Raw genomic sequence first — 21,243 nt, forward strand, 5'->3', positions numbered from 1 at the left:
TTCGCCATAGGAGAATAATCATGGCCACAACAGCAGTAACAGACGCAACATTTGACGCCGAAGTCCTGAAATCCGACCTGCCGGTCGTGGTTGATTTCTGGGCCGAATGGTGCGGGCCTTGCAAAATGATCGGCCCCTCGCTGGAAGAGCTGTCCGAGGAAATGGGCGACAAAGTCAAGATCGTTAAGGTTAACGTCGACGAAAACCCCAGCACCCCTGCGCAAATGGGCGTGCGCGGTATTCCTTCGATGTTCCTGTTCAAGGACGGTCAGGTTGTTTCCAATAAGGTTGGCGCAGCCCCCAAGGCCGCATTGCAAAGCTGGATCGAAGAATCCATCTGATCACGGATTATACCAATTGAATCAGGGGTGCTTTGGCGCCCCTTTTTCTTTGAAACTTGTGCAACGAGGTTTGCACCTCCATATAGAACAGAACCAGTCAGGAGAGCATGATGGCCGACGATCAATTTCCAGGATGGCACGGCACCACGATTATCGGAGTGCGTAAAGGTGGCGAGGTTGTCATCGCCGGTGACGGGCAGGTCAGTATTGGCCAGACCGTGATGAAGGGCACCGCCAAAAAGGTGCGGCGCCTGTCGCCCGGCGGGTTTGACGTGGTGGCCGGTTTTGCCGGATCAACCGCCGATACCTTTACCCTGCTGGAACGGCTCGAGGCGAAACTCGAGGCGACACCGGGACAGTTGGCGCGGGCATCCGTTGAATTGGCCAAGGACTGGCGCACGGACAAATATCTGCAAAAACTGGAAGCGATGCTGATTGTATCGGACGGTAAGGATATTTTCGTGATCACCGGCGCCGGCGATGTGCTGGAGCCGGAACATGACGTGACGGCGATTGGATCGGGCGGGAATTACGCACTGGCCGCGGCGCGCGCCTTAATGGACAGCAAACTTTCCGCCGAAGAAATTGCCCGCAAAGCAATGGCGATTGCTGCCGATATTTGTGTTTACACCAACGGCAATCTGACTGTTGAAACGATTAAAGGGTAATCCGGTTTGAGCGATTTTTCCAAAGAGGACATTCGCGCTGCCGTTGCGGCCGGCGTTCTGAATGAACAACAGGCGGTTGGCCTGTTAACGTTGGCGCAGGAACGGCTGGGCATCCGCGACCATCTGATAGACGAGGATGAACCGTTCGAGTTTTTCAAAGGGTTCAGCGAAATCTTTGTTACTGTTGGTCTGTGGCTGTTGCTGTCGGGTGTTATCGGTCTGGGTGCCGTATTAAAGGGCGGTGTCGGGATTGGTGTTCTGGGCATGGTCCTGACGTGGGTTTTTGCCCTGTATTTCACCAAAAAGCGCCGGATGAACCTGCCCAGCATGTCGCTGGCAGCGGGATTCGGGGTGTTTCTGGCGGGCACTGTTCTTAGTGTTATCGGAATGGATAAGGACCTGACAGAAATCCATGTCATCATCATGGCGTTGATCGGGATGTTGATTTATTACCGTGTGTTCAAACTGCCGTTCACCATGTTCGTTTTTGGGATATTCGGGCTGATCATGGTCTATGCCATCATGGGCATGCAGGGCGCGACAATTTCGATATTCGATTTTCCAGATGGCCTGTTTGATCTTAGCAATAATTCCGGCTTCGCCATTGGCTCGCTTATCTTCGGTTTTGCCGCTTTTGCGTTGGGCATCTGGTTTGACACCAAAGATCCCCACCGCATCAGCCGCTATTCCGCCACCGGTTTCTGGCTGCATATTCTGGCCGCACCGGCGATCGTGAACACCATTGCCTTAACGCTGGTGAACAGTGGCGGCACCAAAGGGTATCTGCTGACCGCGCTGTTGCTGGTTGTGGTGACGATCCTGTCGCTGGTGATTGACCGGCGTTCATTCCTGACGGCAGGCATTGGCTATTTTGCGGTGCTTATTCCGTGGATGACGCCGGATTATGCCAGCGGCGAATCCAGCATGGTTTATACCCTGCTGATCCTTGGTATCCTGATCACGGCGCTTGGCACATGGTGGGTGCAAATCCGTTCATGGCTGATGCGCCTGTTGCCCGACTTCCCTTTCAAAGACCGTTTCCCTCCTTATATCCGAGGCCAAAATGACTGATCTAACCCCCCGCGAAATCGTATCCGAACTGGACCGTTTTATCATTGGCCAGAACGACGCCAAACGCGCCGTGGCCGTGGCCCTGCGCAACCGTTGGCGGCGCAAACAACTGGGCGATGATCTGCGTGACGAGGTGTATCCGAAAAACATCCTGATGATCGGGCCGACCGGTGTGGGCAAAACCGAAATCAGCCGCCGTTTGGCCAAACTGGCCCACGCGCCGTTTATCAAGGTCGAAGCAACCAAGTTTACCGAGGTTGGCTATGTTGGCCGCGATGTGGAACAGATCATCCGCGATCTAGTGGACAGCGCCATCACCATGACCCGCGAACACATGCGAGAAGAGGTCAAGGCAAACGCCCGCGACGCCGCCGAGGAACGGGTGATCGAAGCCATCGCCGGTGAAGATGCCCGTGATGCCACCCGCGAGATGTTTCGCAAAAAACTGAAGTCGGGCGAGTTGGACAACACAATGATCGAACTCGAGGTTGCCGATACATCCAACCCGATGCCGATGTTCGACATCCCCGGCCAGCCGGGCCAAAGCATGGGCATGATGAACCTTGGCGATATTTTCGGCAAAGCCATGGGCGGACGCACCGTGCGACGCAAAATGACGGTTGCCGAAAGTTATGAATTGTTAGTTGGCGAAGAAGCCGACAAACTGCTGGATGACGAGATTGTCACCCGCAAGGCGCTAAGCGAAGTGCAGGAAAACGGCATCGTATTTCTGGATGAAATCGACAAGGTTTGCGCCCGCAAAAACGCCAGTGGCGCCGATGTTTCCCGCGAAGGGGTGCAGCGCGATTTGCTGCCGCTGATCGAAGGCACAACTGTTTCTACCAAACACGGCCCCGTTAAAACCGACCACATTCTATTCATCGCATCAGGCGCATTCCACGTTGCCAAACCGTCCGATCTGTTGCCCGAGCTTCAGGGGCGTTTGCCGATCCGGGTCGAGTTGCGCGCCCTGACCGAAGAAGATTTCGTGCGCATCCTGACCGAAACCGACAATGCCCTGACCCGCCAGTATACGGCACTGATGGCAACCGAAGAAGTCACTGTTGAATTTACCGATAACGGCATTGCTGCGCTGGCAAAGATTGCCGCAGATGTGAACCAGTCAGTCGAAAACATCGGCGCGCGGCGTCTGTATACCGTAATCGAACGGGTGTTCGAGCAACTGTCATTCACCGCCCCCGACAGGGCGGGCGAGGCGATAAAGGTCGATGCGGACTTTGTCGAAAAGAATCTGGGTGAGCTTTCCCGCTCAATGGACGTTAGTCGCTATGTGCTTTAGCATCAGCGAATGACTCGTTACTTACGCCTGTTCTCCATCACTGTTTTCGTTTCGCTTGCGGCTTGCACTCCGCGCGGCATACTTACGCTATATCCAGCAGCTGAATCGGTTGGGAAAATCCAGACAGTGTTTGTTTCGACCACGCGACAGGTTGAGCCGGATGGACAAATCAGCCGCAAACGCGCGACCAAGGCCAGCTTTTTTCGTTACGATATTTCCGTCCCGCCACAGCACGAGGTTGGCGAGGTCGATTGGCCCCGCGGTAAGCCCGATCCACAACGCGATTTCCTGACAACCGATTTCACCCGCTTTACCGATGGTGGCGGTTTCACCTCCAATCTGGCCAAAGCCCTGCGCACCCATCCAAAAGGCCATCGCGAAGTTGTGGTGTTCGTCCACGGTTTCAACAACAACTTTGCCGAAGGCCTGTACCGACTGGCGCAGCTGTCCAACGATATGGATTTGCAAAACCCGACGGTGCATTATTCATGGCTAAGCGCGGGCAATCCACTTGGATATGCCTATGACCGCGACAGCGCGTTGTTTGCGCGGGACGGGCTGGAAAACCTGTTGCATATGGTGCGCGATGCGGGGGCGGACCAGATTTTACTGGTGGGTCATTCGATGGGGGCATTTCTAACGGTGGAGACCCTGCGGCAAATGTCAATTTCCGATAATGCCGAAATGCGGCGATTGATCAGCGGGGTGATCCTGATTTCCCCTGATATTGACGTTGATCTGTTCCGCCAGCAAGCCACACGGATTGAACCGTTGCCACAGCCGTTCGTGATATTTACCTCGAAAAAGGACCGCGCCTTGCGACTGGCCGCACGTTTGTCTGGAAGACATGAACGGCTGGGCAATGTTCAGGATATTACCGAGCTGGCCGATCTAAAAGTCACCCTGTTTGATGTGACGCAATTTTCCAACAGCGTTACCGGCCATTTCAACGCGGCCACGTCGCCTGCCCTGTTGAAAATTCTGAAACGGATGCACAATCTGGATGCAGCATTTCGTAATGATCAGGCGGGGCGGACGGGTTTGATACCGGGCACGATATTAACCGTGCAAAAAGCCACGCAGATTATTCTGTCGCCCGCTTCCGCCCTGTCGCAATAAACAGCCTAACGGGCGCGGCGTAGATAAACGTAATAGGCCCCGTCACCGCCGTGTTTCAAATGCGCAGGTGTGATTTGCAGCACCATTGCCGCCAGTGGGGCCGAGGTCAGCCAATGCGGCACTTGCCGGCGCAACACCCCGCGATGTTCGGGCATCGGGCCGGTGCCGGTGGCTTCGCGTTTGCCTTTGCCGGTGATCACCAGAACCAGCCGTTTTCCCTCTGAATAGGACGACTGGATAAACCCGTTCAGCGCCAGATGGGCGCGGGCCATTGTCATACCGTGCAGGTCAATCCGCGCCTCGATTCCCAGTTTACCGCGTTTCATTTTGCCGAATGCCTTGCGGTCCATTTGCACCGGTGCATTGCGCAGATGGTCGGTGATATGCGGGGCCAGATCATGCGATGGCGGGGCCACACGCGCGCCCTGCCCGATGCGAAAATCCTGCACGCGGGGTTTGGCGGGTTTGCTGTTGATCCGCTCAACCGCCTGTTTCACCGGATGTGATCGTTCGGGGTGTAACGGCATTGATTGCGCCGCCACCCTTTGCCACAACTCGCGCTCGTCAGGGCGTAATCCACGGGGCTTTTTGCTCACTCTTCGCCCTCCGGCACCAGGGCAAATGCCGTCTGGATCGGCAGTAAAACCACCATCCGCCCCGGGTCGCGCACCCGTCCGGCCATACGGCCAGCATCATCGCCGGTGCCAAAGAATATATCGGCCCGTTGTGCGCCCTTGATTGCCGATCCGGTATCCTGTGCCACCATCAAACGGCGCAAGGCGTCTGAGCCTTCTTTTTCCAGCCAGACCGGCGCACCCAAAGGGGTGTAGCGTGGGTCAACCGCCAGTGTGCGCAGTGTCGTAACCGACCGGTTCATCGCCCCGATTGGCCCTTTTTCGGGTGGCACTTTGGTTATCTTGCGAAAGAATACAAAGGATGGATTGTGCCGCAGCAGTTCCGCCCCCTGCATGGGATTGCGACGCACCCAGTTCTGGATCACCTGCGCCGACACCTGATGTTTGGAATAAATCCCGCGCCGGATCAGTTCCTGCCCGATCGAGCGGTAATTGCGCCCGTTCGATCCGCCATAGCCCACGCGCATCATCTGCCCGTTGGTCAGCCGTATCCGGCCCGACCCCTGAATTTGCAAAAAGAAAACCTCGACTGGATCATCAACCCAGCATAGCTCCAGACCACGCCCGCTTAAGGCATCGGTTTCTTCGATCTCGCGACGGGTCAGCCAAGGCTGTCCGTCCTTGACCTCGGGTGGTTTGCGATACAGCGGGTAGCGATAACGCGGGGTTGGAACAAGCGAGCCGTTCAGCTCGGGTTCGAAATAGCCGGTGAACAGTGCAGGTTTGCCGTCTTCCACCAACACGGGACGAAAGAACATTTCGAAATAGGTTTTTGCGCTGGGGTGGGTTTTGGCCAACCCGCACAACGCCGACCAATCACCGCGTTTCAGTTGTGAACAGGTTTCCAGAAAGGTATCCAGCGCGGCGGCGTGATCATCATTATGCCAGCCGGCCAGATCTTCGAAATGTAACAGCTTGTATTCGGCCGCAGGGGCATCGGTGGGATGGGTCATAACCATCGCTGCCAATACCGCAAACGCCCGAGACACACGTCTCATCCCCCGGTTGCCACCAGTTTCCAGTTCGGATCATCCGACCCCATTGTGCGGGCAAAGGTCCAGACATCTTTTTGACGCTTCACTTCGTTTTTACCACCTTCGACAATATCCCCCGCACGATCACGCACAGTTGAGTTTAATTCGCCAATGAATTTCACCGTAACTTCGCCCAATCTGGTCGACTCGTCAAATTCGGCATCGACCAGCGCAATTTCCCGAACCCCGATAAAATTCGCCTCGACTGTCAGTCCCTTTGCCTCGCGGGCATCGACCACTTCGGAAAAGGCCTCGAACACATCTTCTGACAGGAAGGGCACGATTGAATCCAGCTGACCACGTTCAAATGCCATCAGGATCATTTCATAAGCGCCGCGCGCCCCTTGCAGGAATTCACTGACCGAAAAGCTGGGGTCGGCCTTTTTCATCGCCGCCAATGCTTTGGCCGCATCGCTGCCTTCTTCTACATGATCCGTGATATCGCGATCCGGCCCGCCTTCGATCACTTCCAGTTGCGGACGTGATTTTCGGGGAAGAATATCCGGCGCCTGTGTTGGGGGTTTTTCAAACCCCTGACGTGTGCCCAAAACGTTTTTCAGCTTAATAATCAGGAATAGGGCAATTCCGGCCAAAACAAGTAGTTGGATCGTGGGGCTGTTCATCAAAACCTCTATTCAGACAGAAAACATGGAAACCAGACGTGTTCGCCCCTATGTAAGGGCTGGGTGCGTTCAAGTCTACTGCACCCTTAACGTCTATATGAGGATGCCATGTGGTTATTTCTACTATTTGTCGCAGTTCCGTTGATTGAAATCGGACTATTTATCAAAGTCGGCAATTTTATAGGCCTTTGGCCGACCCTTGGCATCGTGATTGCCACCGCGTTTCTGGGCACTTGGCTGGTCCGCACCCAAGGGGCAGCGGCAATGAATCGCCTGCGGGGGTCATTTTCGCAATTGCAGGATCCAACCCAGCCATTGGCGGATGGTGCGATGATCCTTTTTGCCGGGGCGTTGTTGCTGACACCAGGGTTTTTCACCGATGCAATCGGCTTTTTGCTGTTGTTCCCGCCGTTCCGTGCAGCGGCGTTTCAATACTTCAAAAAGCGCGTGAAAGTGCAGACATTTACCACCGGTGCCCCGCCACCACATCAACCGCGCCAGCCGGATAACGTAATTGACGGGGAATTCACCGAAATTAATCCAAATGACAAGCCTTCAGGCTGGACCAAGGATTGAGGACCGTTAACAGACCTGCTAAACCACCCGCGACGTAAATTCCTTTCAGGAGAGTTAATATGGCCGAAACCGGCAATGGTGCCCAAGCAGAAGCACCCCAAATCAAAATGCAAATTCTGGCGCAGTTTATCAAAGACCTGTCTTTTGAAAACGCTGTCGCCCAGAAAGGTGTCGAAGGCGAAGTTCAGCCCGACATTCAGGTTCAGGTCAATCTGGACGCCAAAAAACGCGGCGTTGATAACCAGTATGAAGTGATCACAAAGTTCAATATCACTTCGAAAAACAAATCAGGTGGCGAACCGCTGTTCCTGCTGGAACTGGAATACGGCGGCATTTTCCTTATTGAAAATGTACCAGAAGACCAGCTGCACCCGTTCCTGTTGATCGAATGCCCGCGGATGTTGTTCCCTTACGTTCGCCGGATCGTTAGCGATGTGACCCGTGACGGTGGTTTCCCGCCGCTGAATCTGGAAAACATCGATTTCCTGGCGCTGTATCGTTCGGAACTGTCCCGCCGCGCCGAGAGCGAGCAACCTCAGGGCACTGCCTAGCCTTTAATCCAAAGCGCGCCGTCGCCCATGTCTTTAACAAAAGCATCATGGGCGGCGGCTTCTTCTTTTGTTAGTTTCGGGGCCAATGCGTTTGGTCGTGGACGTGGCCGCCAATCGCTGCCAACGTCTGTTCCGTCCGAATTTCTGGCCGTGCTGGACAATTCCAGCCCCGATTGCCGCCCCCCCAGCAATTCCAGATAAACCTCGGCCAGAATTTCCGAGTCCAGCAACGCGCCGTGCAGGGTGCGCGATGAATTATCAATCCCGAACCGACGACAAAGCGCATCCAGCGAGGCTTGCGCGCCGGGGAATTTTTTACGGGCAAGTGCCAGCGTATCCAGCGCCTGTTCCATCGGAATCAGCGGGAAATTGATCCAGCCCAGTTCGGCATTCAGGAATTTCATGTCAAACGCCGCGTTGTGGATCACCAGTGGGGAATCACCGATAAAATCCATGAAATCCTGTGCGATCAATTTAAACACCGGTTTATCTGACAGAAACTCATCCCCCAATCCGTGCACCTTAAAGGCATCTTCGGGCATGGAGCGTTCGGGATTTATATATTGGTGATAATGGTTGCCGGTCGGCATGTGGTTGAACAGTTCCACCGCCCCGATTTCGACAATCCGGTCGCCCTGTTCCGGTTTAAAACCGGTGGTTTCCGTATCCAGCACGATTTCACGCATTTATCTGCTCCAACACCGATTTAACCTGCGCCCGCGCATCGGCAAGCGTGGTGGTTTCTATCACATAATCCGCCCGTGCACGTTTTTCCGCATCAGGCAGTTGTTTGTCCAGTATGACCTGAAACTGATCGTCCGTCATGCCCGCACGCTCCAGAACCCGCTGGCGCTGAATTTCCGGCGGGGCGGAAACCACAACAACGGCATCCATCATTTCATTCGCACCCGTTTCAAACAGCAAAGGGATGTCCAGCAGAACCACATCCACATCGGCATTATCAATAAATGCAGCGCGATCTGCGGCGACCAGCGGGTGAACCACCTGTTCAATCCGGCGCAGTGCATCGGGATCATTGGCAATCCATTGTTTCAAAGCCTCACGACCAACCGCACCATTCTGCACCGCATCAGGATAAAGCGCGCGGATCGGTTCAACCGCAGCACCATTCACATCGTATAACCGATGCACAGCCGCATCCGCATCCCAGACCGGCACACCCAAGTCGGCGAACATCGCCGCCGTGGTGGATTTCCCCATACCGATAGAACCGGTCAGGCCGATAAGGAACGGCTTGCTGCTCATCCTGCCAGCACCGCGTTGCGTAAATCGTCGTCGACTTCGGGGCGCTGGCCAAACCAGCGTTCAAACCCCGGCACCGCCTGATGCAACAACATGCCCAAACCATCGACCGTGACACAGCCCTTTTCCCGTGCTTTGACCAAAAACGCGGTATCCAAAGGCGCATAGACCAGATCAGTCACCACGGCGTCTGGTGACAAAGCGTCTAATGGAATGCGGAATTCCGGCTTGCCGACCATACCCAGCGATGTGGTGTTCACCACCGTTGCCGCGCCTTCCATCATGTTTCCGGCCTTGACCCAGTCAAAAACTTTCACCCTGGCCCCGAATTCCCGCTTTAGAATATCCGCGCGGTTTCGGGTGCGGTTGGACAGGCGGATTTCCTTGACCCCGACCTCAAGCAACGACGCGACCACAGCGCGGCAGGCGCCGCCAGCGCCAATCACCGCTGCCGATCCAGACGCTGGATCCCAGTTCGGCGCACCCTGCCGCAGGTTTTCGATAAAACCATAGCCGTCGGTATTATCTGCATGGATTTTACCATCCTTGCGAAAGATCAGCGTATTCGCCGCCCCGATTAATGCGGCGCGGTCGGTTACGATATCGGCCAGCTCCAGCACGCTTTCCTTATGCGGAATGGTTACATTCACCCCGACAAAGCCCATCAAAGGCAAGGTGCGGATCACCTCGGCCAGATCATCTTGCGCCACGTCCATCGGAATGTAATACCCTTCGATTCCGTAGCGTTTTAACCAATGCCCGTGCAGCACCGGTGATTTACTATGTGCAATCGGCGAACCAATCACGCCCGCCAATGGAATTCTGTGGTCACTCATGTTTCCAATACCCCTCGCGTTGAAAGATACGACAACAATTCCAGCAAAGGCAGCCCCAGAACGACAAAATAATCACCTGTGATCTTTGCGAACAGGCGCGCGCCTTCTTCTTCCAGTTTATAGCCACCGACGGAATGGCGGATACTGTCCCAGTTGCGCAACAGGTAACTGTCCAGATAGGCATCGGAAAAATTGCGCATTTGCAAGCGGACCTCGCCGACATGTCGCCAGACGGGTTTGCCGTGATGGTAAACAACAGCGGCAGAATACAACCGGTGCTCCTTGCCGCGCAATGCCTGCAACTGTTCCTTTGCATCCGTCTGATCCACAGGCTTTGCCAATATCCGCCCGTTGAAATCCAGCACCTGATCGCACCCGATCACCAGCGCCTCTGCTTCTTTCATCGCCACCTTCTGCGCCTTGAATTCAGCCAGGGCATCGGCAACATCCCGTGGCTGCGCCCCGTCGGCCTGCATGGACTCGCGGATTGTTGCCTCGTCAATCCGTGCAACGGCAGTTTTAAACACCACACCGGCATTACGCAGCAACGTCTGGCGGATGTCTGATTGCGAGGCCAGAATAATTCGATCACTCATCGGCATATCCCTGTGGGTAACTCATGGGGTTAAAACTGTGCGGACTAAGGGATAACCCCTTGCCCTGCCCGAACGGTTGATAACATGGCAGTTACCCACCTATTCACCATAGTTGCCCACGGTGGAAAAGGATAAATATCTGCTGTGGGTAAACTGACATCAAAGATTTTATCCATAGAACAGGTATACCGGATACCTCTGTTATTGCGCCCCTTCCGGATTCAATCCACGCATTTATCAACAGTTTTGCAACTTGCGGATAAACCGGCAGATAACAATTTAATCCACAGAAACCGTTCCCCCAACAAAAACATCATCTTTTCTTTTCTATATATATTATTAGAAAGGCCCACCTAGATATGAGGAAAACCCATGTGGGATATGATAACGGATCTGCTTAGCGATTATTATCTGTGGACCAAGACCCTGCATATCATTTCGGTGATTACATGGATGGCGGGAATATTCTATTTGCCACGCTTGTTCGTTTATCACACGGAATCCGTAGAAGCAGAATCTGAAACGGATCTGCTGTTTCAAACCATGGAGCAAAAGCTGCTTCATGTGATCATGCGCTCTGCAATGTATTCGACATGGACCTTTGGCCTGCTGCTTGTATTCACCCCCGGGATTGTTGACTGGTCGGAAATCTGGCCCTGGGTTAAGGCGGTATCGGTTCTGATCATGACCTGGTTCCATTTCTGGCTGGCTGCGCGACGTATTGATTTTATCAAAGGGCGCAACACCAGAACCGGCAAACAATTCCGCATGATGAACGAAGTGCCAACGCTGTTGATGTTTCTGATCGTTTTTTCGGTGGTGCTGAAATACTAGCAATTGTTGACTCCTGCACAACACATCCTTATTTAGCCCGTAACCCCGCCGTCCGGTGGGTGGTTTTTCACATTATAAAATGACCGCGCGCCAGTTCTTGGCGCCCAAGGATTCGTTCCCATGACCCAAGAAACGCTGAACCTTGCCGATTTGAAGGCAAAAACACCCAAAGACTTGCTGGAATTAGCAGAAGAACTGGAAATCGAAAACGCTTCGACCATGCGCAAAGGCGAGATTATGTACTCGATCCTGAAAGAGCGGGCCGAGGAAGGTTGGGAAATTTCCGGCGATGGTGTGTTGGAAGTGTTACAAGATGGCTTTGGCTTTTTACGCTCGACCGAGGCAAACTATCTTCCAGGCCCGGATGACATTTATATTTCCCCTGAAATGATCCGCCAAATGTCATTGCGAACCGGCGACACGATCGAAGGTGTGATACGCGCACCCGATGATAACGAGCGCTATTTCGCGATGACCAAAGTGACCAAGATCAACTTTGAGGAACCGGAAAAGAACAAACACAAGATAAACTTTGATAACCTGACACCGCTTTATCCGGACGAACGTTTCAATCTGGAACTGGCCGACCCCACCGTAAAAGACAAATCCGCCCGCATCATTGATCTGGTCGCGCCCATCGGTAAAGGCCAGCGTTGCCTGATCGTGGCCCCGCCCCGCACTGGTAAAACAGTTCTATTGCAAAATATCGCGACTTCGATTGCTGCGAACCATCCTGAATGCTACCTGATTGTGCTGCTGATTGACGAACGGCCAGAAGAAGTTACCGACATGCAACGCAGCGTTAAGGGCGAGGTTGTGTCCTCGACCTTTGACGAACCGGCCTCGCGTCACGTTGCCGTTTCTGAAATGGTGATCGAAAAAGCCAAGCGTCTGGTCGAACACAAACGCGATGTTGTTATCCTGCTGGATTCAATCACCCGTCTGGGTCGCGCCTTTAACACGGTTGTGCCCTCCTCTGGCAAGGTCCTGACAGGCGGTGTTGACGCAAATGCCCTACAGCGCCCTAAACGCTTTTTTGGCGCTGCACGGAATATCGAGGAAGGTGGCTCGCTTACCATCATTTCAACCGCGCTAATTGATACCGGCAGCCGGATGGACGAGGTGATCTTTGAAGAATTCAAAGGCACGGGCAACTCGGAAATCGTGCTGGACCGCAAGGTGGCCGATAAACGTGTGTTCCCGGCGATGGACATCCTGAAATCCGGCACCCGGAAAGAGGAACTGTTGGTCAACGCAAAAGACCTGCAAAAAACCTATGTCCTGCGCCGCATCCTGAACCCGATGGGCACAACAGATGCAATCGAATTCCTGATGTCGAAGCTGAAGCAAACCAAATCAAATGCCGAATTCTTCGATTCAATGAATACATAACTTTATGTTTAATAAAAAATAGTTGGATGAAATATGAACACAATTTATGCCTTGGCAACGGCGCTTGGGAAATCCGGTGTGGCCGTCATACGCCTGTCCGGTCCCCGCGCGCTGATGGCGGCGAAAACCCTTGCGGGATCGCTGCCTGAACCGCGTGTCGCCGGCCTGCGGGTGCTGAAGGATTCCGAGGGTGTGTTGCTGGATCAGGCGCTGGTTCTGACGTTTATGGCGGGCCACAGTTTCACTGGCGAAGACGTCGCCGAACTGCACATGCACGGCGGCCCTGCAACGATCAAAGCTGTGCTGCAAACGCTGGGTGATATTAACGGTTTACGTATGGCCGAGCCGGGCGAATTCACGCGCCGCGCCTTGGAGAACGGGTGTTTGGATCTGGCCCAGATTGAAGGGCTGTCCGACCTGCTTGAAGCTGAAACAGAAGCCCAACGCAAACAGGCGCTGCGGGTGTTTTCCGGTGCGCTGGGCGACAAGGCCGAAAGCTGGCGCAGCCAGTTGATCCGTGCCGCTGCCCTGTTGGAAGCCACGATAGATTTCGCAGACGAGGATGTACCGGTGGATGTAACACCGGAAGTAAAAGAGCTGCTGGATTCTGTCATGATTGCACTGGCGTCCGAAGCCAGTGGTGTGCAGATTTCCGAACGTATCCGCAATGGATTCGAGGTGGCTATTGTAGGCGCCCCGAATGTCGGCAAGTCGTCATTGCTGAACCGGTTGGCTGGCCGTGATGCGGCAATCACCTCGGAAATTGCGGGAACCACCCGCGATGTGATCGAAGTGCGGATGGACCTGAATGGTCTGCCGGTCACAATTCTGGACACCGCAGGACTGCGGGATACAGATGACGCTGTTGAAGAGATTGGCATAGAACGCGCTTTGGAACGTGCCAAAAATGCCGATTTGCTTGTATTTCTGTATGATGCTGAGCCGCTGAACCTGCCTTTGCAACCTGAAAATGATGATATCGTGCTGCGTAGCAAAGCAGATTTATACGAGGGAGAAGCGGATTCCGTATCGGGTAAAACGGGCCAAGGCCTGTCCGAACTGACCACTCGCATCGCTGAAATCCTGCAAAACCGCGCCGCCGGGGCCAGCACTGCAATCCGAGAACGGCATAGAACCGCCATTCTGACTGCCCTCGCCGCATTGGAATCAGCGAAAAATGAACTGGAATATGGTATGGATCGTTCCGAACTGGCCGCCGAAGAACTGCGCACCGCCATCCGTGCCCTTGATTCATTGGTCGGTCGTGTCGATGTAGAGCATATTCTGGACGAAATATTCGCCAGTTTTTGCTTGGGTAAATAAGGATTGTTTCACGTGAAACACAGAAACGCACCCTGTGATTTTGAAGTAATTGTCGTTGGCGGAGGCCACGCAGGTAGTGATGCCGCCCACGCCGCGGCCCGTATGGGTGCGCGAACGGCGCTGATTACCCTCTCAAAATCCGGTATCGGTGTGATGTCCTGTAACCCCGCGATTGGCGGTTTGGGTAAAGGCCACCTTGTCCGTGAAATAGATGCGCTGGATGGTGTAATGGGCCGTGTAGCTGACAAGGCTGGCATCCAGTTTCGTTTGTTGAACCGCCGCAAAGGCCCCGCCGTCCAAGGCCCTCGCGCCCAAGCTGACAGGAAAATCTACCGCCAAACGATGCTGGCCGAGATTGAAGCGCAAGAAAATTTGTATGTCATTGAAGGCGAAGTTACAGACCTTTTGATGAATAATGCCGTTATTTCAGGTGTTTCCCTTGATGATGGGTCCGAAATCACAGCCCCTTCTGTTATTCTGACCACCGGCACCTTCCTGCGCGGCATCATCCATATCGGTGACATTTCCCGCCCCGGCGGACGTATGGGCGATAAACCCTCGGTTAAACTGGCGCAACGTCTGGACAGTTTTGACCTTGCCCTTGGGCGCTTGAAAACCGGCACCCCGCCCCGTCTGGACGGACGCACGATCAACTGGGATATTCTAGAAAGCCAGCCGGGCGATGATGATCCGGTTATGTTTTCTTTTCTGTCGGACAAACCAGCTGTGCGGCAGGTTTCATGCGGAATCACTCATACAAACGAGGGAACACACGATATTATCCGTGAAAACCTTGGCAAATCAGCGATGTATGGTGGAAGGATTGACGGTGTTGGCCCGCGCTATTGCCCCTCGATCGAAGATAAAATCGTGCGATTTGCCGATAAAACCTCGCATCAGATATTTCTGGAACCTGAAGGATTGGATGATCACACAGTTTATCCTAACGGCATTTCAACCTCTTTGCCTGAATCTGTGCAGGAGGAATACGTTCATTCCATTGTCGGGCTTGAAAACACAACGATCCTGCAACCTGGGTATGCCATTGAATATGACTATGTAGACCCGCGCGCACTGGGTCCAACATTGGAAGTAAAGAACGTGCCTGGTCTATATCTAGCGGGTCAGATCAACGGAACCACAGGATATGAGGAGGCCGCGGCGCAAGGGTTGGTTGCGGGTCTGAATGCTGCGCGGAATGCGCTAGATGGTGAACCGGTATTGTTTAGCCGATCAGATTCATACATTGGCGTGATGATTGATGACCTGATCACCCGTGGCGTATCCGAGCCTTACCGCATGTTTACATCCCGTGCAGAATTTCGGCTTTCTTTGCGGGCTGATAATGCGGATCAACGCCTAACGCCTATTGGTTTAGAGGCGGGGTGTGTTGGTGAGAAACGCAAAAAATCATTTGAAAACAAGATGCACGCTATTAATGGTGCTCTTTCGAACCTAAAGCAGATGACATTTACACCCAAAGAAGTTGCCGCACATGGCATCAAAATTAATCAGGATGGTAAACGCCGCGATGGCTATGCTTTATTGACCTTTCAGGGAGTCGATTTCCCCAATCTGGTGATAATGCGACCCGAACTTGATACTGTTCCATCCGAGATTGGGCAGCAAATCAAACGACAAGCCACATATGCACATTATATTGTTCGCCAAGGTAAGGACGTCCAGGCAATCAAACGCGACGAGGCCCATAATATACCGCGGGATTTTGATTATACAGCTGTAGCCGGACTGTCGAATGAACTTCAATCAAAGCTAATAACCATACGCCCTACAACACTTGGGCAAGCCGGTCGTATAGACGGAATGACACCCGCTGCTCTGACTTTGATATTGGCGACGTTGAAACAAGCAAACAGAAAGAAAAAGGCCTGATAAGGATGGACCACCGCGATGCCTTTCAAGCCGAATTTGATGTTTCACGTGAAACAATGACCCTTCTGGATGATTATGCCACCCTGCTTCAAAAATGGAATCCGGCAATTAATCTGGTGTCTAAAAGCACGGTTGACGTCTTATGGCAGCGCCATTTCCACGATTCAGCGCAAATTTACCAATTTCAACCAGAGAATCCTTGCCATTGGGTTGATTTGGGCAGCGGTGGCGGATTTCCAGCATTGGTTTTGGCGATAATCGCTAAGAAGGATTCGCCAGAAACACGGTTTACCCTTGTTGAAAGTGACATAAGAAAATGCACTTTCTTGCGCACTGTAATTCGTGATCTGGAGCTGAACGCAAATGTCATTACGCAAAGAATTGAAGAAACCAATGGGCTTGAGGCTGATATCCTGACCGCACGGGCATTGGCCTCCCTGGATCGTTTGCTGGAATTTGCAAGCATGCATCTAAGCCCTTCTGGCACTGCAATTTTTCCAAAAGGCGACCGGTTTCTGCAGGAAATCACCGAGGCCAAGGCGAATTGGCGCTTTGATCTTGAGGAAATCCCCAGTAAAACGAATCCTACCGGCGCAATTCTGAAAATTGGAGGCATATCGCGTGTCTGATCTGACTCGCCCTAAAGGGCCACGCATTATCGCAATCGCAAACCAGAAAGGCGGGGTTGGAAAAACCACGACCACTATCAATTTGGGGGCCGCCTTGGCCGCCGAAGGTTTCAATGTCTTGTTGGTGGATCTTGATCCGCAAGGAAATGCCTCGACCGGATTGGGTATTGAAAACGAACAGCGTGACTACAATACCTATGACTTGTTGATAGGTGATGTGCCCCTACAAGATATTGTGCAGGAAACCGAAGTTGAAGGGCTTTTGATTGTTCCGGCCACGACGGACCTTAGTTCGGCAGATATTGAATTGATGGCGAATGAGAAACGTAGTTTCCTTTTGCACAAAGCATTGCGACAATCTGATATAGATAAACTTGACCTCGATTTTATCCTGATTGACTGCCCCCCTTCCCTGAACCTTTTGACTGTAAATGCGATGGTTTCGGCCCATTCGGTTCTGGTCCCGTTGCAAAGTGAATTTTTTGCACTGGAAGGTCTGTCGCAACTGGTTCTTTCCGTGCGTGAGGTTCGGCAAACCGCCAACGAAAATTTACGGATCGAAGGGATTGTGTTGACGATGTATGACAGCCGCAACCGTTTGTCGCAGCAGGTTGAAAAAGATGCGCGCGATAATCTGGGTGAGCTGGTTTTCAAAACAATCATTCCCCGCAATGTCCGCGTGTCCGAGGCACCATCATTCGGAATGCCTGTCATCGAATATGATCCGACAACAAAAGGCGCGATGGCCTATGTTGAACTGGCGCATGAACTGGCGCTGAAAAATACCGTAACCCCAAGCAGAAAAGGAAGCTGAGATGGCGAGCAAAAGACATGAACGGCGCGGCTTGGGGCGCGGGCTTTCGGCGCTGATGTCGGATGTGGCGGCGGATACGGCACAGGCATCCGAAGGCGGTTCTGCAACGCGGGCAGAACAGATTATACCGATCGAAAAGATTGCCCCGAACCCTGATCAGCCGCGGCGGGATTTTCCAATGCAGGATATGGATGATCTGGCCGCATCTATTAAGGAAAAAGGTGTTATTCAGCCATTGATTGTTCGTGAAAAATCAAATGGTTACGAGATTGTGGCAGGCGAACGTCGTTGGCGTGCCGCGCAGATGGCGCAGCTGCATGAATTGCCGGTTATTATCCGCGATTATACTGATACAGAAGTGCTGGAAATCGCAATTATCGAAAACATCCAGCGCGCCGATCTAAACCCGGTGGAAGAGGCAGCAGGCTATCAGCAGCTGATGGATAAATTCGGTCATACACAGGAAAAACTGGCCGCCGCATTGGGGAAAAGCCGCAGTCACATTGCAAATCTAATGCGCCTGTTGCAACTGCCCAAAGAAGTGCTGGATTTACTGAAAGAAAGCAAGCTGACAGCGGGCCACGCGCGGGCGTTGATTACAACGGAAAACCCCGTTGCACTGGCGCGACAGGTGGTCAAGCAGGGGCTTTCGGTGCGCGAAACAGAACGGCTTGCGAAAGGTCCTAAAACCCGTCCGGAAAAGGTGAAATTGCAACCTGCCGGTAAGGATGCTGATACCCGCGCTCTGGAAGGTGATTTGTCGGCAAATCTGGGGATGAAGGTTTCGGTGGATCACAAGCCGGGCAAGGAATCGGGTAAGGTGACTATCAGCTATAAAACACTGGAAGAACTGGACGATCTGTGCCGCCTGTTGTCGGCTACGTCGTAGGGCGCGTCCAGATATATAGCAACACGCCGGATAAAACGACGCCTTGAATGACAATAATATAAGCTTTCAGCCCAATGATGAACGGAATCGCAAAGGCGACAAGGATTGACGCGGTGGCGTAAATCTTGACTCGCTTGCTCATCCCGCCGTTTTCGCGCCAGTCATGGATCCACGGGCCGAATACAGCGTGATCCAGCATCCAGTCATGCAGTCTGTCGGATGATTTAGAAAAGAAAAACGCCGAAAGCAGCACCAGCGGCACCGTAGGTAACAGGGGCAGAAACGCACCGATGATGCCCAGTGCAATCGAGGCAAGCCCAAGTAGCAACCAAACTAGTTTCATGCGCTTACTCCGTTAACAGTTCTTTGATGATGGCATTCAGAACGGGACGGCCTTGCGGGGTTGCGATCAGGCGGTTGTCTTGCAGGGCGACAAGACCGTAATCTGATAACATATTGATATTATTAATATTTATAGGTTTCTCGGCCAGCTTTTCATATCGCAACAGGTCAATTCCGTCCGTCACCCGCAGCCCCATCATCAGATATTCGTCGGCGCGTTCATTAGGACTCTGGGCTTGCCGTGGCAGTTCCCCGTTGCCGGTTTTCAGAACGGACTCCAACAAGATCTGCGGTGATTTCGGGCATTCGGTGGCATAACGCACCCCGTCCAAAGTCAGCCGTCCATGCGCCCCCGGTCCGATACCGGCGTAATCGCCCGCTTGCCAATAAATCAGGTTGTGGCGCGATTGCGAGCCGGTTTTGGCGTGGTTTGAAATTTCGTAGGCGTTAAAACCGGCGGCCGAGGTCAATTCCTGCGTCAGCTCGTACATATCCGCCGCCAGATCCTCTTGCGGTAGGCCATGCAAACCTCCGGCGGCATGACGGGCGCCAAAGGCGGTGCCGGATTCGATGGTCAGTTGGTATAGCGATAGGTGATCGGCGGCCATGTTCAATGCTTCGGTCAGTTCCGCCCGCCATTGCGGCAAGGTTTGGTCCTGACGCGCATAGATCAGGTCGAAATTGATCCGGTCAAACAGGCTTGCGGCGGTGTCAAAGGCCGCGCGGGCCTCGGCCACGGTATGCAGACGGCCAAGACGACGAAGATCGACATCATTCAGCGCCTGAATACCAATGGAAACACGGTTTACACCTGCGTCTTTGTAACCGGCAAACCGGCTGGCCTCGACCGAGGTCGGGTTGGCTTCGAGCGTAATTTCAATATTGTTGCTTAACGTCCAGCATTCCCGCACTTTGGACAGGATGGCACCCACTGTTTCGGGCAACATCAGGCTGGGTGTGCCGCCGCCAATAAACACGCTTTTTAGCGGTTTAGAGCCTGTTTCTATCGCGGTCCGGTCAATTTCGGAAACATAGGCCTGCACCCATTTCTGCTGATCTATTTCCGCCGCTACATGGGAATTGAAATCGCAATAGGGGCATTTTGACAGACAAAATGGCCAGTGGATATAGAGGCCAAAGCCCCCCTGTTGCCAATCCTCAGGCAAAACAGCCCTGAACCAGTTTGGCGAAGGCATCGGCGCGGTGGCTGATCGCCTTTTTGTCCGCGGGGTTCATTTCGCCAAAGGTCAGGTCATGGCCAATGGGCAGGAATATCGGATCAAACCCGAAACCGTTCTCCCCGCGCATCGGCCAGACCAGCCGCCCTTCAACGCGGCCCTCAAATATTTCGTCGTGACCGTCCGGCCATGCCAAACAAAGGGTGCAGTTAAAGGCTACGGTGCGGGGCTCAGAAGCGTTTTTAGCTTCCAGCAGATCCCAGACCTTTTTCATCGCCATCGGAAAATCGCGCCCTGTGGGGGTTTCGGCCCAATTGGCGGTATAAACACCCGGCGCGCCATCCAGTGCATCAACCGTTATGCCGCTATCGTCCGACAAAGCGGGCAAACCGCTGGCTTTGGCCGCGAAATGCGCTTTGATACGGGCATTTCCTGCGAATGTGTCTTCGGTTTCCTCGGGTTCTTCCAATCCCAGCTCGCCCGCCGAAGTTACCGAAATCCCGAAGGGTTTCAGCAACTCGGCAATTTCCACCAGTTTTCCGGCGTTATGTGTGGCGATTACCAGCTTATCCCCGTCAAACCGGCGCATATCAGGCAACTGCCGCCTGTTGCGCGGCCATCAGTTCGGCGACACCTTTGTCAGCCAAATCCAACAGCGTGTTCATCTGGTCGCGGGAATAGGTCGATCCCTCGGCCGACATCTGCACCTCGATCATCTGGCCATTGCCAAGCAAAACAAAGTTGCCATCCACACCCGCTTCGGAATCCTCGGGGTAATCCAGATCCAGCACCGGCTGGCCCGCGTAAATGCCACAGCTAACAGCGGCAACCGGATCAACCAGTGGATCGGAAATCACATCGCCCGCTTTCATTAGTTTGTTCACCGCCAAACGCAGTGCCACCCAGCCGCCGGTGATCGAGGCACAACGCGTGCCGCCGTCGGCCTGAATTACATCGCAATCCACGGTGATCTGACGCTCACCCAAAGCAACCCGATCAACACCGGCGCGCAAGGACCGGCCAATAAGGCGCTGGATTTCCTGCGTGCGCCCGGATTGCCCGTTCTTGGCCTCGCGGCGCATCCGAGTATTGGTGGCGCGGGGCAACATGCCGTATTCCGCCGTGACCCATCCCAGACCCGAGCCTTTCAAAAACCGCGGCACGCCAGGGTCAATTGTGGCAGTGCACAAAACATGGGTATCGCCGCATTTTATCAGGCATGACCCTTCGGCGTGTTTTGTGATGCCGGTCTCGATTGAAATCGGGCGCATTTCGTCTACATTTCTACCAGAGGGGCGCATGGTGTGTCCTTTATCTATGAGCTATGCTGAGATAC

25 protein-coding genes are annotated in these 21,243 nt (G+C 53.6%); 14 read left to right on the forward strand and 11 right to left on the reverse strand.

Annotated features, from left to right (window positions below; all coding sequences use genetic code 11):
• The first annotated feature begins 20 nt into the window (after nt 1-20).
• The 5 genes from trxA (at nt 21) to ACQY4M_RS16235 (ending at nt 4,499) form a co-directional block, all read left to right on the forward strand.
• On the forward strand, nt 21-341 hold the full coding sequence (gene trxA / locus ACQY4M_RS16215) for a thioredoxin (protein WP_428546209.1): 321 nt from the start codon (nt 21-23) through the stop codon (nt 339-341).
• Nucleotides 342-451: 110 nt separating this feature from the next.
• Complete coding sequence (gene hslV / locus ACQY4M_RS16220; protein WP_428546212.1) at nt 452-1,009, forward strand: ATP-dependent protease subunit HslV; 558 nt, start codon at nt 452-454, stop codon at nt 1,007-1,009.
• Nucleotides 1,010-1,015: 6 nt separating this feature from the next.
• Nucleotides 1,016-2,080 carry a hypothetical protein gene (locus ACQY4M_RS16225; RefSeq protein WP_428546215.1) on the forward strand — a complete coding sequence of 355 codons (1,065 nt, stop codon included), beginning with the start codon at nt 1,016-1,018 and terminating at the stop codon, nt 2,078-2,080.
• Nucleotides 2,073-3,380, forward strand: coding sequence for an ATP-dependent protease ATPase subunit HslU (hslU, locus tag ACQY4M_RS16230; protein ID WP_428546218.1), 1,308 nt, complete (start codon nt 2,073-2,075; stop codon nt 3,378-3,380). Before ACQY4M_RS16225 ends, hslU begins: the two co-directional genes overlap by 8 nt.
• Before the next feature lie 126 nt (nt 3,381-3,506).
• Entirely contained in the window at nt 3,507-4,499 is a 993-nt protein-coding gene (locus ACQY4M_RS16235; RefSeq protein WP_428546221.1) for an alpha/beta hydrolase, read from the forward strand.
• 5 nt (nt 4,500-4,504) lie between these two features.
• Here the strand turns inward: ACQY4M_RS16235 and ACQY4M_RS16240 are convergent, their stop codons facing one another.
• The 3 genes from ACQY4M_RS16240 to ACQY4M_RS16250 are packed head-to-tail and all read right to left on the reverse strand — an operon-like array spanning nt 4,505 to nt 6,791.
• Nucleotides 4,505-5,095: a Smr/MutS family protein gene (locus tag ACQY4M_RS16240; RefSeq protein WP_428546224.1), complete on the reverse strand. Its 591-nt coding sequence runs from the start codon at nt 5,093-5,095 to the stop codon at nt 4,505-4,507.
• Nucleotides 5,092-6,132, reverse strand: coding sequence for a murein transglycosylase A (mltA, locus tag ACQY4M_RS16245; protein WP_428546227.1), 1,041 nt, complete (start codon nt 6,130-6,132; stop codon nt 5,092-5,094). Before mltA ends, ACQY4M_RS16240 begins: the two co-directional genes overlap by 4 nt.
• Nucleotides 6,129-6,791 carry a Tim44/TimA family putative adaptor protein gene (locus tag ACQY4M_RS16250; protein ID WP_428546230.1) on the reverse strand — a complete coding sequence of 221 codons (663 nt, stop codon included), beginning with the start codon at nt 6,789-6,791 and terminating at the stop codon, nt 6,129-6,131. Before ACQY4M_RS16250 ends, mltA begins: the two co-directional genes overlap by 4 nt.
• A 108-nt stretch (nt 6,792-6,899) precedes the next feature.
• Between ACQY4M_RS16250 and ACQY4M_RS16255 the strand changes: the two genes are divergently transcribed.
• Both ACQY4M_RS16255 and secB read left to right on the forward strand, forming a co-directional pair.
• Nucleotides 6,900-7,367: an FxsA family protein gene (locus tag ACQY4M_RS16255; RefSeq protein ID WP_428546233.1), complete on the forward strand. Its 468-nt coding sequence runs from the start codon at nt 6,900-6,902 to the stop codon at nt 7,365-7,367.
• Nucleotides 7,368-7,426: 59 nt separating this feature from the next.
• Nucleotides 7,427-7,918: a protein-export chaperone SecB gene (gene secB / locus ACQY4M_RS16260; RefSeq protein WP_428546236.1), complete on the forward strand. Its 492-nt coding sequence runs from the start codon at nt 7,427-7,429 to the stop codon at nt 7,916-7,918.
• Here the strand turns inward: secB and dnaQ are convergent.
• From dnaQ to ACQY4M_RS16280, 4 genes are read right to left on the reverse strand one after another with little or no spacing between them, the layout of a single operon-like run.
• Nucleotides 7,915-8,604, reverse strand: coding sequence for a DNA polymerase III subunit epsilon (dnaQ, locus tag ACQY4M_RS16265; RefSeq protein WP_428546239.1), 690 nt, complete (start codon nt 8,602-8,604; stop codon nt 7,915-7,917). The genes secB and dnaQ overlap by 4 nt on opposite strands.
• Nucleotides 8,597-9,184, reverse strand: coding sequence for a dephospho-CoA kinase (gene coaE, locus ACQY4M_RS16270; protein WP_428546242.1), 588 nt, complete (start codon nt 9,182-9,184; stop codon nt 8,597-8,599). Before coaE ends, dnaQ begins: the two co-directional genes overlap by 8 nt.
• The gene (locus ACQY4M_RS16275; RefSeq protein ID WP_428546245.1) at nt 9,181-10,017 is read right to left on the reverse strand and encodes a shikimate dehydrogenase; all 837 of its coding nucleotides are present in this window, start codon (nt 10,015-10,017) and stop codon (nt 9,181-9,183) included. The genes coaE and ACQY4M_RS16275 overlap by 4 nt, the downstream gene beginning before the upstream one ends.
• Entirely contained in the window at nt 10,014-10,613 is a 600-nt protein-coding gene (locus ACQY4M_RS16280; protein WP_428546248.1) for a Maf family protein, read from the reverse strand. The genes ACQY4M_RS16275 and ACQY4M_RS16280 overlap by 4 nt, the downstream gene beginning before the upstream one ends.
• A gap of 372 nt (nt 10,614-10,985) precedes the next feature.
• Between ACQY4M_RS16280 and ACQY4M_RS16285 the strand changes: the two genes are divergently transcribed.
• The 7 genes from ACQY4M_RS16285 to ACQY4M_RS16315 all read left to right on the forward strand — a co-directional run bounded on the left by ACQY4M_RS16285 (nt 10,986) and on the right by ACQY4M_RS16315 (nt 18,387).
• Nucleotides 10,986-11,447 carry a CopD family protein gene (locus ACQY4M_RS16285; protein ID WP_428546251.1) on the forward strand — a complete coding sequence of 154 codons (462 nt, stop codon included), beginning with the start codon at nt 10,986-10,988 and terminating at the stop codon, nt 11,445-11,447.
• 120 nt (nt 11,448-11,567) lie between these two features.
• Nucleotides 11,568-12,839 (forward strand): transcription termination factor Rho, encoded by a 1,272-nt coding sequence (gene rho / locus ACQY4M_RS16290; RefSeq protein WP_428546254.1) that lies wholly within the window; start codon nt 11,568-11,570, stop codon nt 12,837-12,839.
• Nucleotides 12,840-12,872: 33 nt separating this feature from the next.
• Nucleotides 12,873-14,162: a tRNA uridine-5-carboxymethylaminomethyl(34) synthesis GTPase MnmE gene (gene mnmE, locus ACQY4M_RS16295; protein ID WP_428546257.1), complete on the forward strand. Its 1,290-nt coding sequence runs from the start codon at nt 12,873-12,875 to the stop codon at nt 14,160-14,162.
• A 3-nt stretch (nt 14,163-14,165) separates the two neighbouring features.
• A complete protein-coding gene (gene mnmG, locus ACQY4M_RS16300; protein ID WP_428546260.1) occupies nt 14,166-16,055 on the forward strand; it encodes a tRNA uridine-5-carboxymethylaminomethyl(34) synthesis enzyme MnmG in 1,890 nt (629 codons plus the stop codon).
• Nucleotides 16,056-16,060: 5 nt separating this feature from the next.
• Complete coding sequence (rsmG, locus tag ACQY4M_RS16305) at nt 16,061-16,684, forward strand: 16S rRNA (guanine(527)-N(7))-methyltransferase RsmG (protein WP_428546263.1); 624 nt, start codon at nt 16,061-16,063, stop codon at nt 16,682-16,684.
• A complete protein-coding gene (locus ACQY4M_RS16310) occupies nt 16,677-17,498 on the forward strand; it encodes a ParA family protein (protein WP_428546266.1) in 822 nt (273 codons plus the stop codon). The genes rsmG and ACQY4M_RS16310 overlap by 8 nt, the downstream gene beginning before the upstream one ends.
• 1 nt (nt 17,499) lies before the next feature.
• Entirely contained in the window at nt 17,500-18,387 is an 888-nt protein-coding gene (locus ACQY4M_RS16315) for a ParB/RepB/Spo0J family partition protein (protein ID WP_428546269.1), read from the forward strand.
• Here ACQY4M_RS16315 and ACQY4M_RS16320 read toward each other — a convergent pair.
• From ACQY4M_RS16320 to rph, 4 genes are read right to left on the reverse strand one after another with little or no spacing between them, the layout of a single operon-like run.
• Nucleotides 18,377-18,730 (reverse strand): YbaN family protein, encoded by a 354-nt coding sequence (locus tag ACQY4M_RS16320; RefSeq protein WP_428546272.1) that lies wholly within the window; start codon nt 18,728-18,730, stop codon nt 18,377-18,379. The two genes, ACQY4M_RS16315 and ACQY4M_RS16320, sit on opposite strands and share 11 nt — an antisense overlap.
• Nucleotides 18,731-18,734: 4 nt before the next feature.
• Nucleotides 18,735-19,925: a radical SAM family heme chaperone HemW gene (gene hemW, locus ACQY4M_RS16325; protein WP_428546275.1), complete on the reverse strand. Its 1,191-nt coding sequence runs from the start codon at nt 19,923-19,925 to the stop codon at nt 18,735-18,737.
• Nucleotides 19,888-20,496 (reverse strand): RdgB/HAM1 family non-canonical purine NTP pyrophosphatase, encoded by a 609-nt coding sequence (gene rdgB, locus ACQY4M_RS16330; protein WP_428548220.1) that lies wholly within the window; start codon nt 20,494-20,496, stop codon nt 19,888-19,890. Before rdgB ends, hemW begins: the two co-directional genes overlap by 38 nt.
• A gap of 1 nt (nt 20,497) precedes the next feature.
• On the reverse strand, nt 20,498-21,208 hold the full coding sequence (rph, locus tag ACQY4M_RS16335; RefSeq protein WP_118944187.1) for a ribonuclease PH: 711 nt from the start codon (nt 21,206-21,208) through the stop codon (nt 20,498-20,500).
• Nucleotides 21,209-21,243 lie beyond the last annotated feature (35 nt).

Origin of the sequence: Profundibacter sp., assembly GCF_965277155.1 — a bacterium.
In the GTDB taxonomy this organism is placed as follows: Bacteria; Pseudomonadota; Alphaproteobacteria; order Rhodobacterales; family Rhodobacteraceae; genus Profundibacter.

Bases quoted from the DNA above. Each gene is read 5' to 3' on its own strand.
- coaE (WP_428546242.1), bottom strand. From the start codon at position 9,184: ATGAGCAGCAAGCCGTTCCTTATCGGCCTGACCGGTTCTATCGGTATG.
- ACQY4M_RS16275 (WP_428546245.1), bottom strand. From the start codon at position 10,017: ATGAGTGACCACAGAATTCCATTGGCGGGCGTGATTGGTTCGCCGATT.
- ACQY4M_RS16315 (WP_428546269.1), top strand. From the start codon at position 17,500: ATGGCGAGCAAAAGACATGAACGGCGCGGCTTGGGGCGCGGGCTTTCG.
- rph (WP_118944187.1), bottom strand. From the start codon at position 21,208: ATGCGCCCCTCTGGTAGAAATGTAGACGAAATGCGCCCGATTTCAATC.
- secB (WP_428546236.1), top strand. From the start codon at position 7,427: ATGGCCGAAACCGGCAATGGTGCCCAAGCAGAAGCACCCCAAATCAAA.
- ACQY4M_RS16255 (WP_428546233.1), top strand. From the start codon at position 6,900: ATGTGGTTATTTCTACTATTTGTCGCAGTTCCGTTGATTGAAATCGGA.
- ACQY4M_RS16320 (WP_428546272.1), bottom strand. From the start codon at position 18,730: ATGAAACTAGTTTGGTTGCTACTTGGGCTTGCCTCGATTGCACTGGGC.
- trxA (WP_428546209.1), top strand. From the start codon at position 21: ATGGCCACAACAGCAGTAACAGACGCAACATTTGACGCCGAAGTCCTG.
- ACQY4M_RS16280 (WP_428546248.1), bottom strand. From the start codon at position 10,613: ATGAGTGATCGAATTATTCTGGCCTCGCAATCAGACATCCGCCAGACG.
- hemW (WP_428546275.1), bottom strand. From the start codon at position 19,925: ATGCCTTCGCCAAACTGGTTCAGGGCTGTTTTGCCTGAGGATTGGCAA.
- hslV (WP_428546212.1), top strand. From the start codon at position 452: ATGGCCGACGATCAATTTCCAGGATGGCACGGCACCACGATTATCGGA.
- ACQY4M_RS16250 (WP_428546230.1), bottom strand. From the start codon at position 6,791: ATGAACAGCCCCACGATCCAACTACTTGTTTTGGCCGGAATTGCCCTA.
- hslU (WP_428546218.1), top strand. From the start codon at position 2,073: ATGACTGATCTAACCCCCCGCGAAATCGTATCCGAACTGGACCGTTTT.
- dnaQ (WP_428546239.1), bottom strand. From the start codon at position 8,604: ATGCGTGAAATCGTGCTGGATACGGAAACCACCGGTTTTAAACCGGAA.
- rdgB (WP_428548220.1), bottom strand. From the start codon at position 20,496: ATGCGCCGGTTTGACGGGGATAAGCTGGTAATCGCCACACATAACGCC.
- mnmE (WP_428546257.1), top strand. From the start codon at position 12,873: ATGAACACAATTTATGCCTTGGCAACGGCGCTTGGGAAATCCGGTGTG.
- rsmG (WP_428546263.1), top strand. From the start codon at position 16,061: ATGGACCACCGCGATGCCTTTCAAGCCGAATTTGATGTTTCACGTGAA.
- mltA (WP_428546227.1), bottom strand. From the start codon at position 6,132: ATGAGACGTGTGTCTCGGGCGTTTGCGGTATTGGCAGCGATGGTTATG.
- ACQY4M_RS16285 (WP_428546251.1), top strand. From the start codon at position 10,986: ATGTGGGATATGATAACGGATCTGCTTAGCGATTATTATCTGTGGACC.
- rho (WP_428546254.1), top strand. From the start codon at position 11,568: ATGACCCAAGAAACGCTGAACCTTGCCGATTTGAAGGCAAAAACACCC.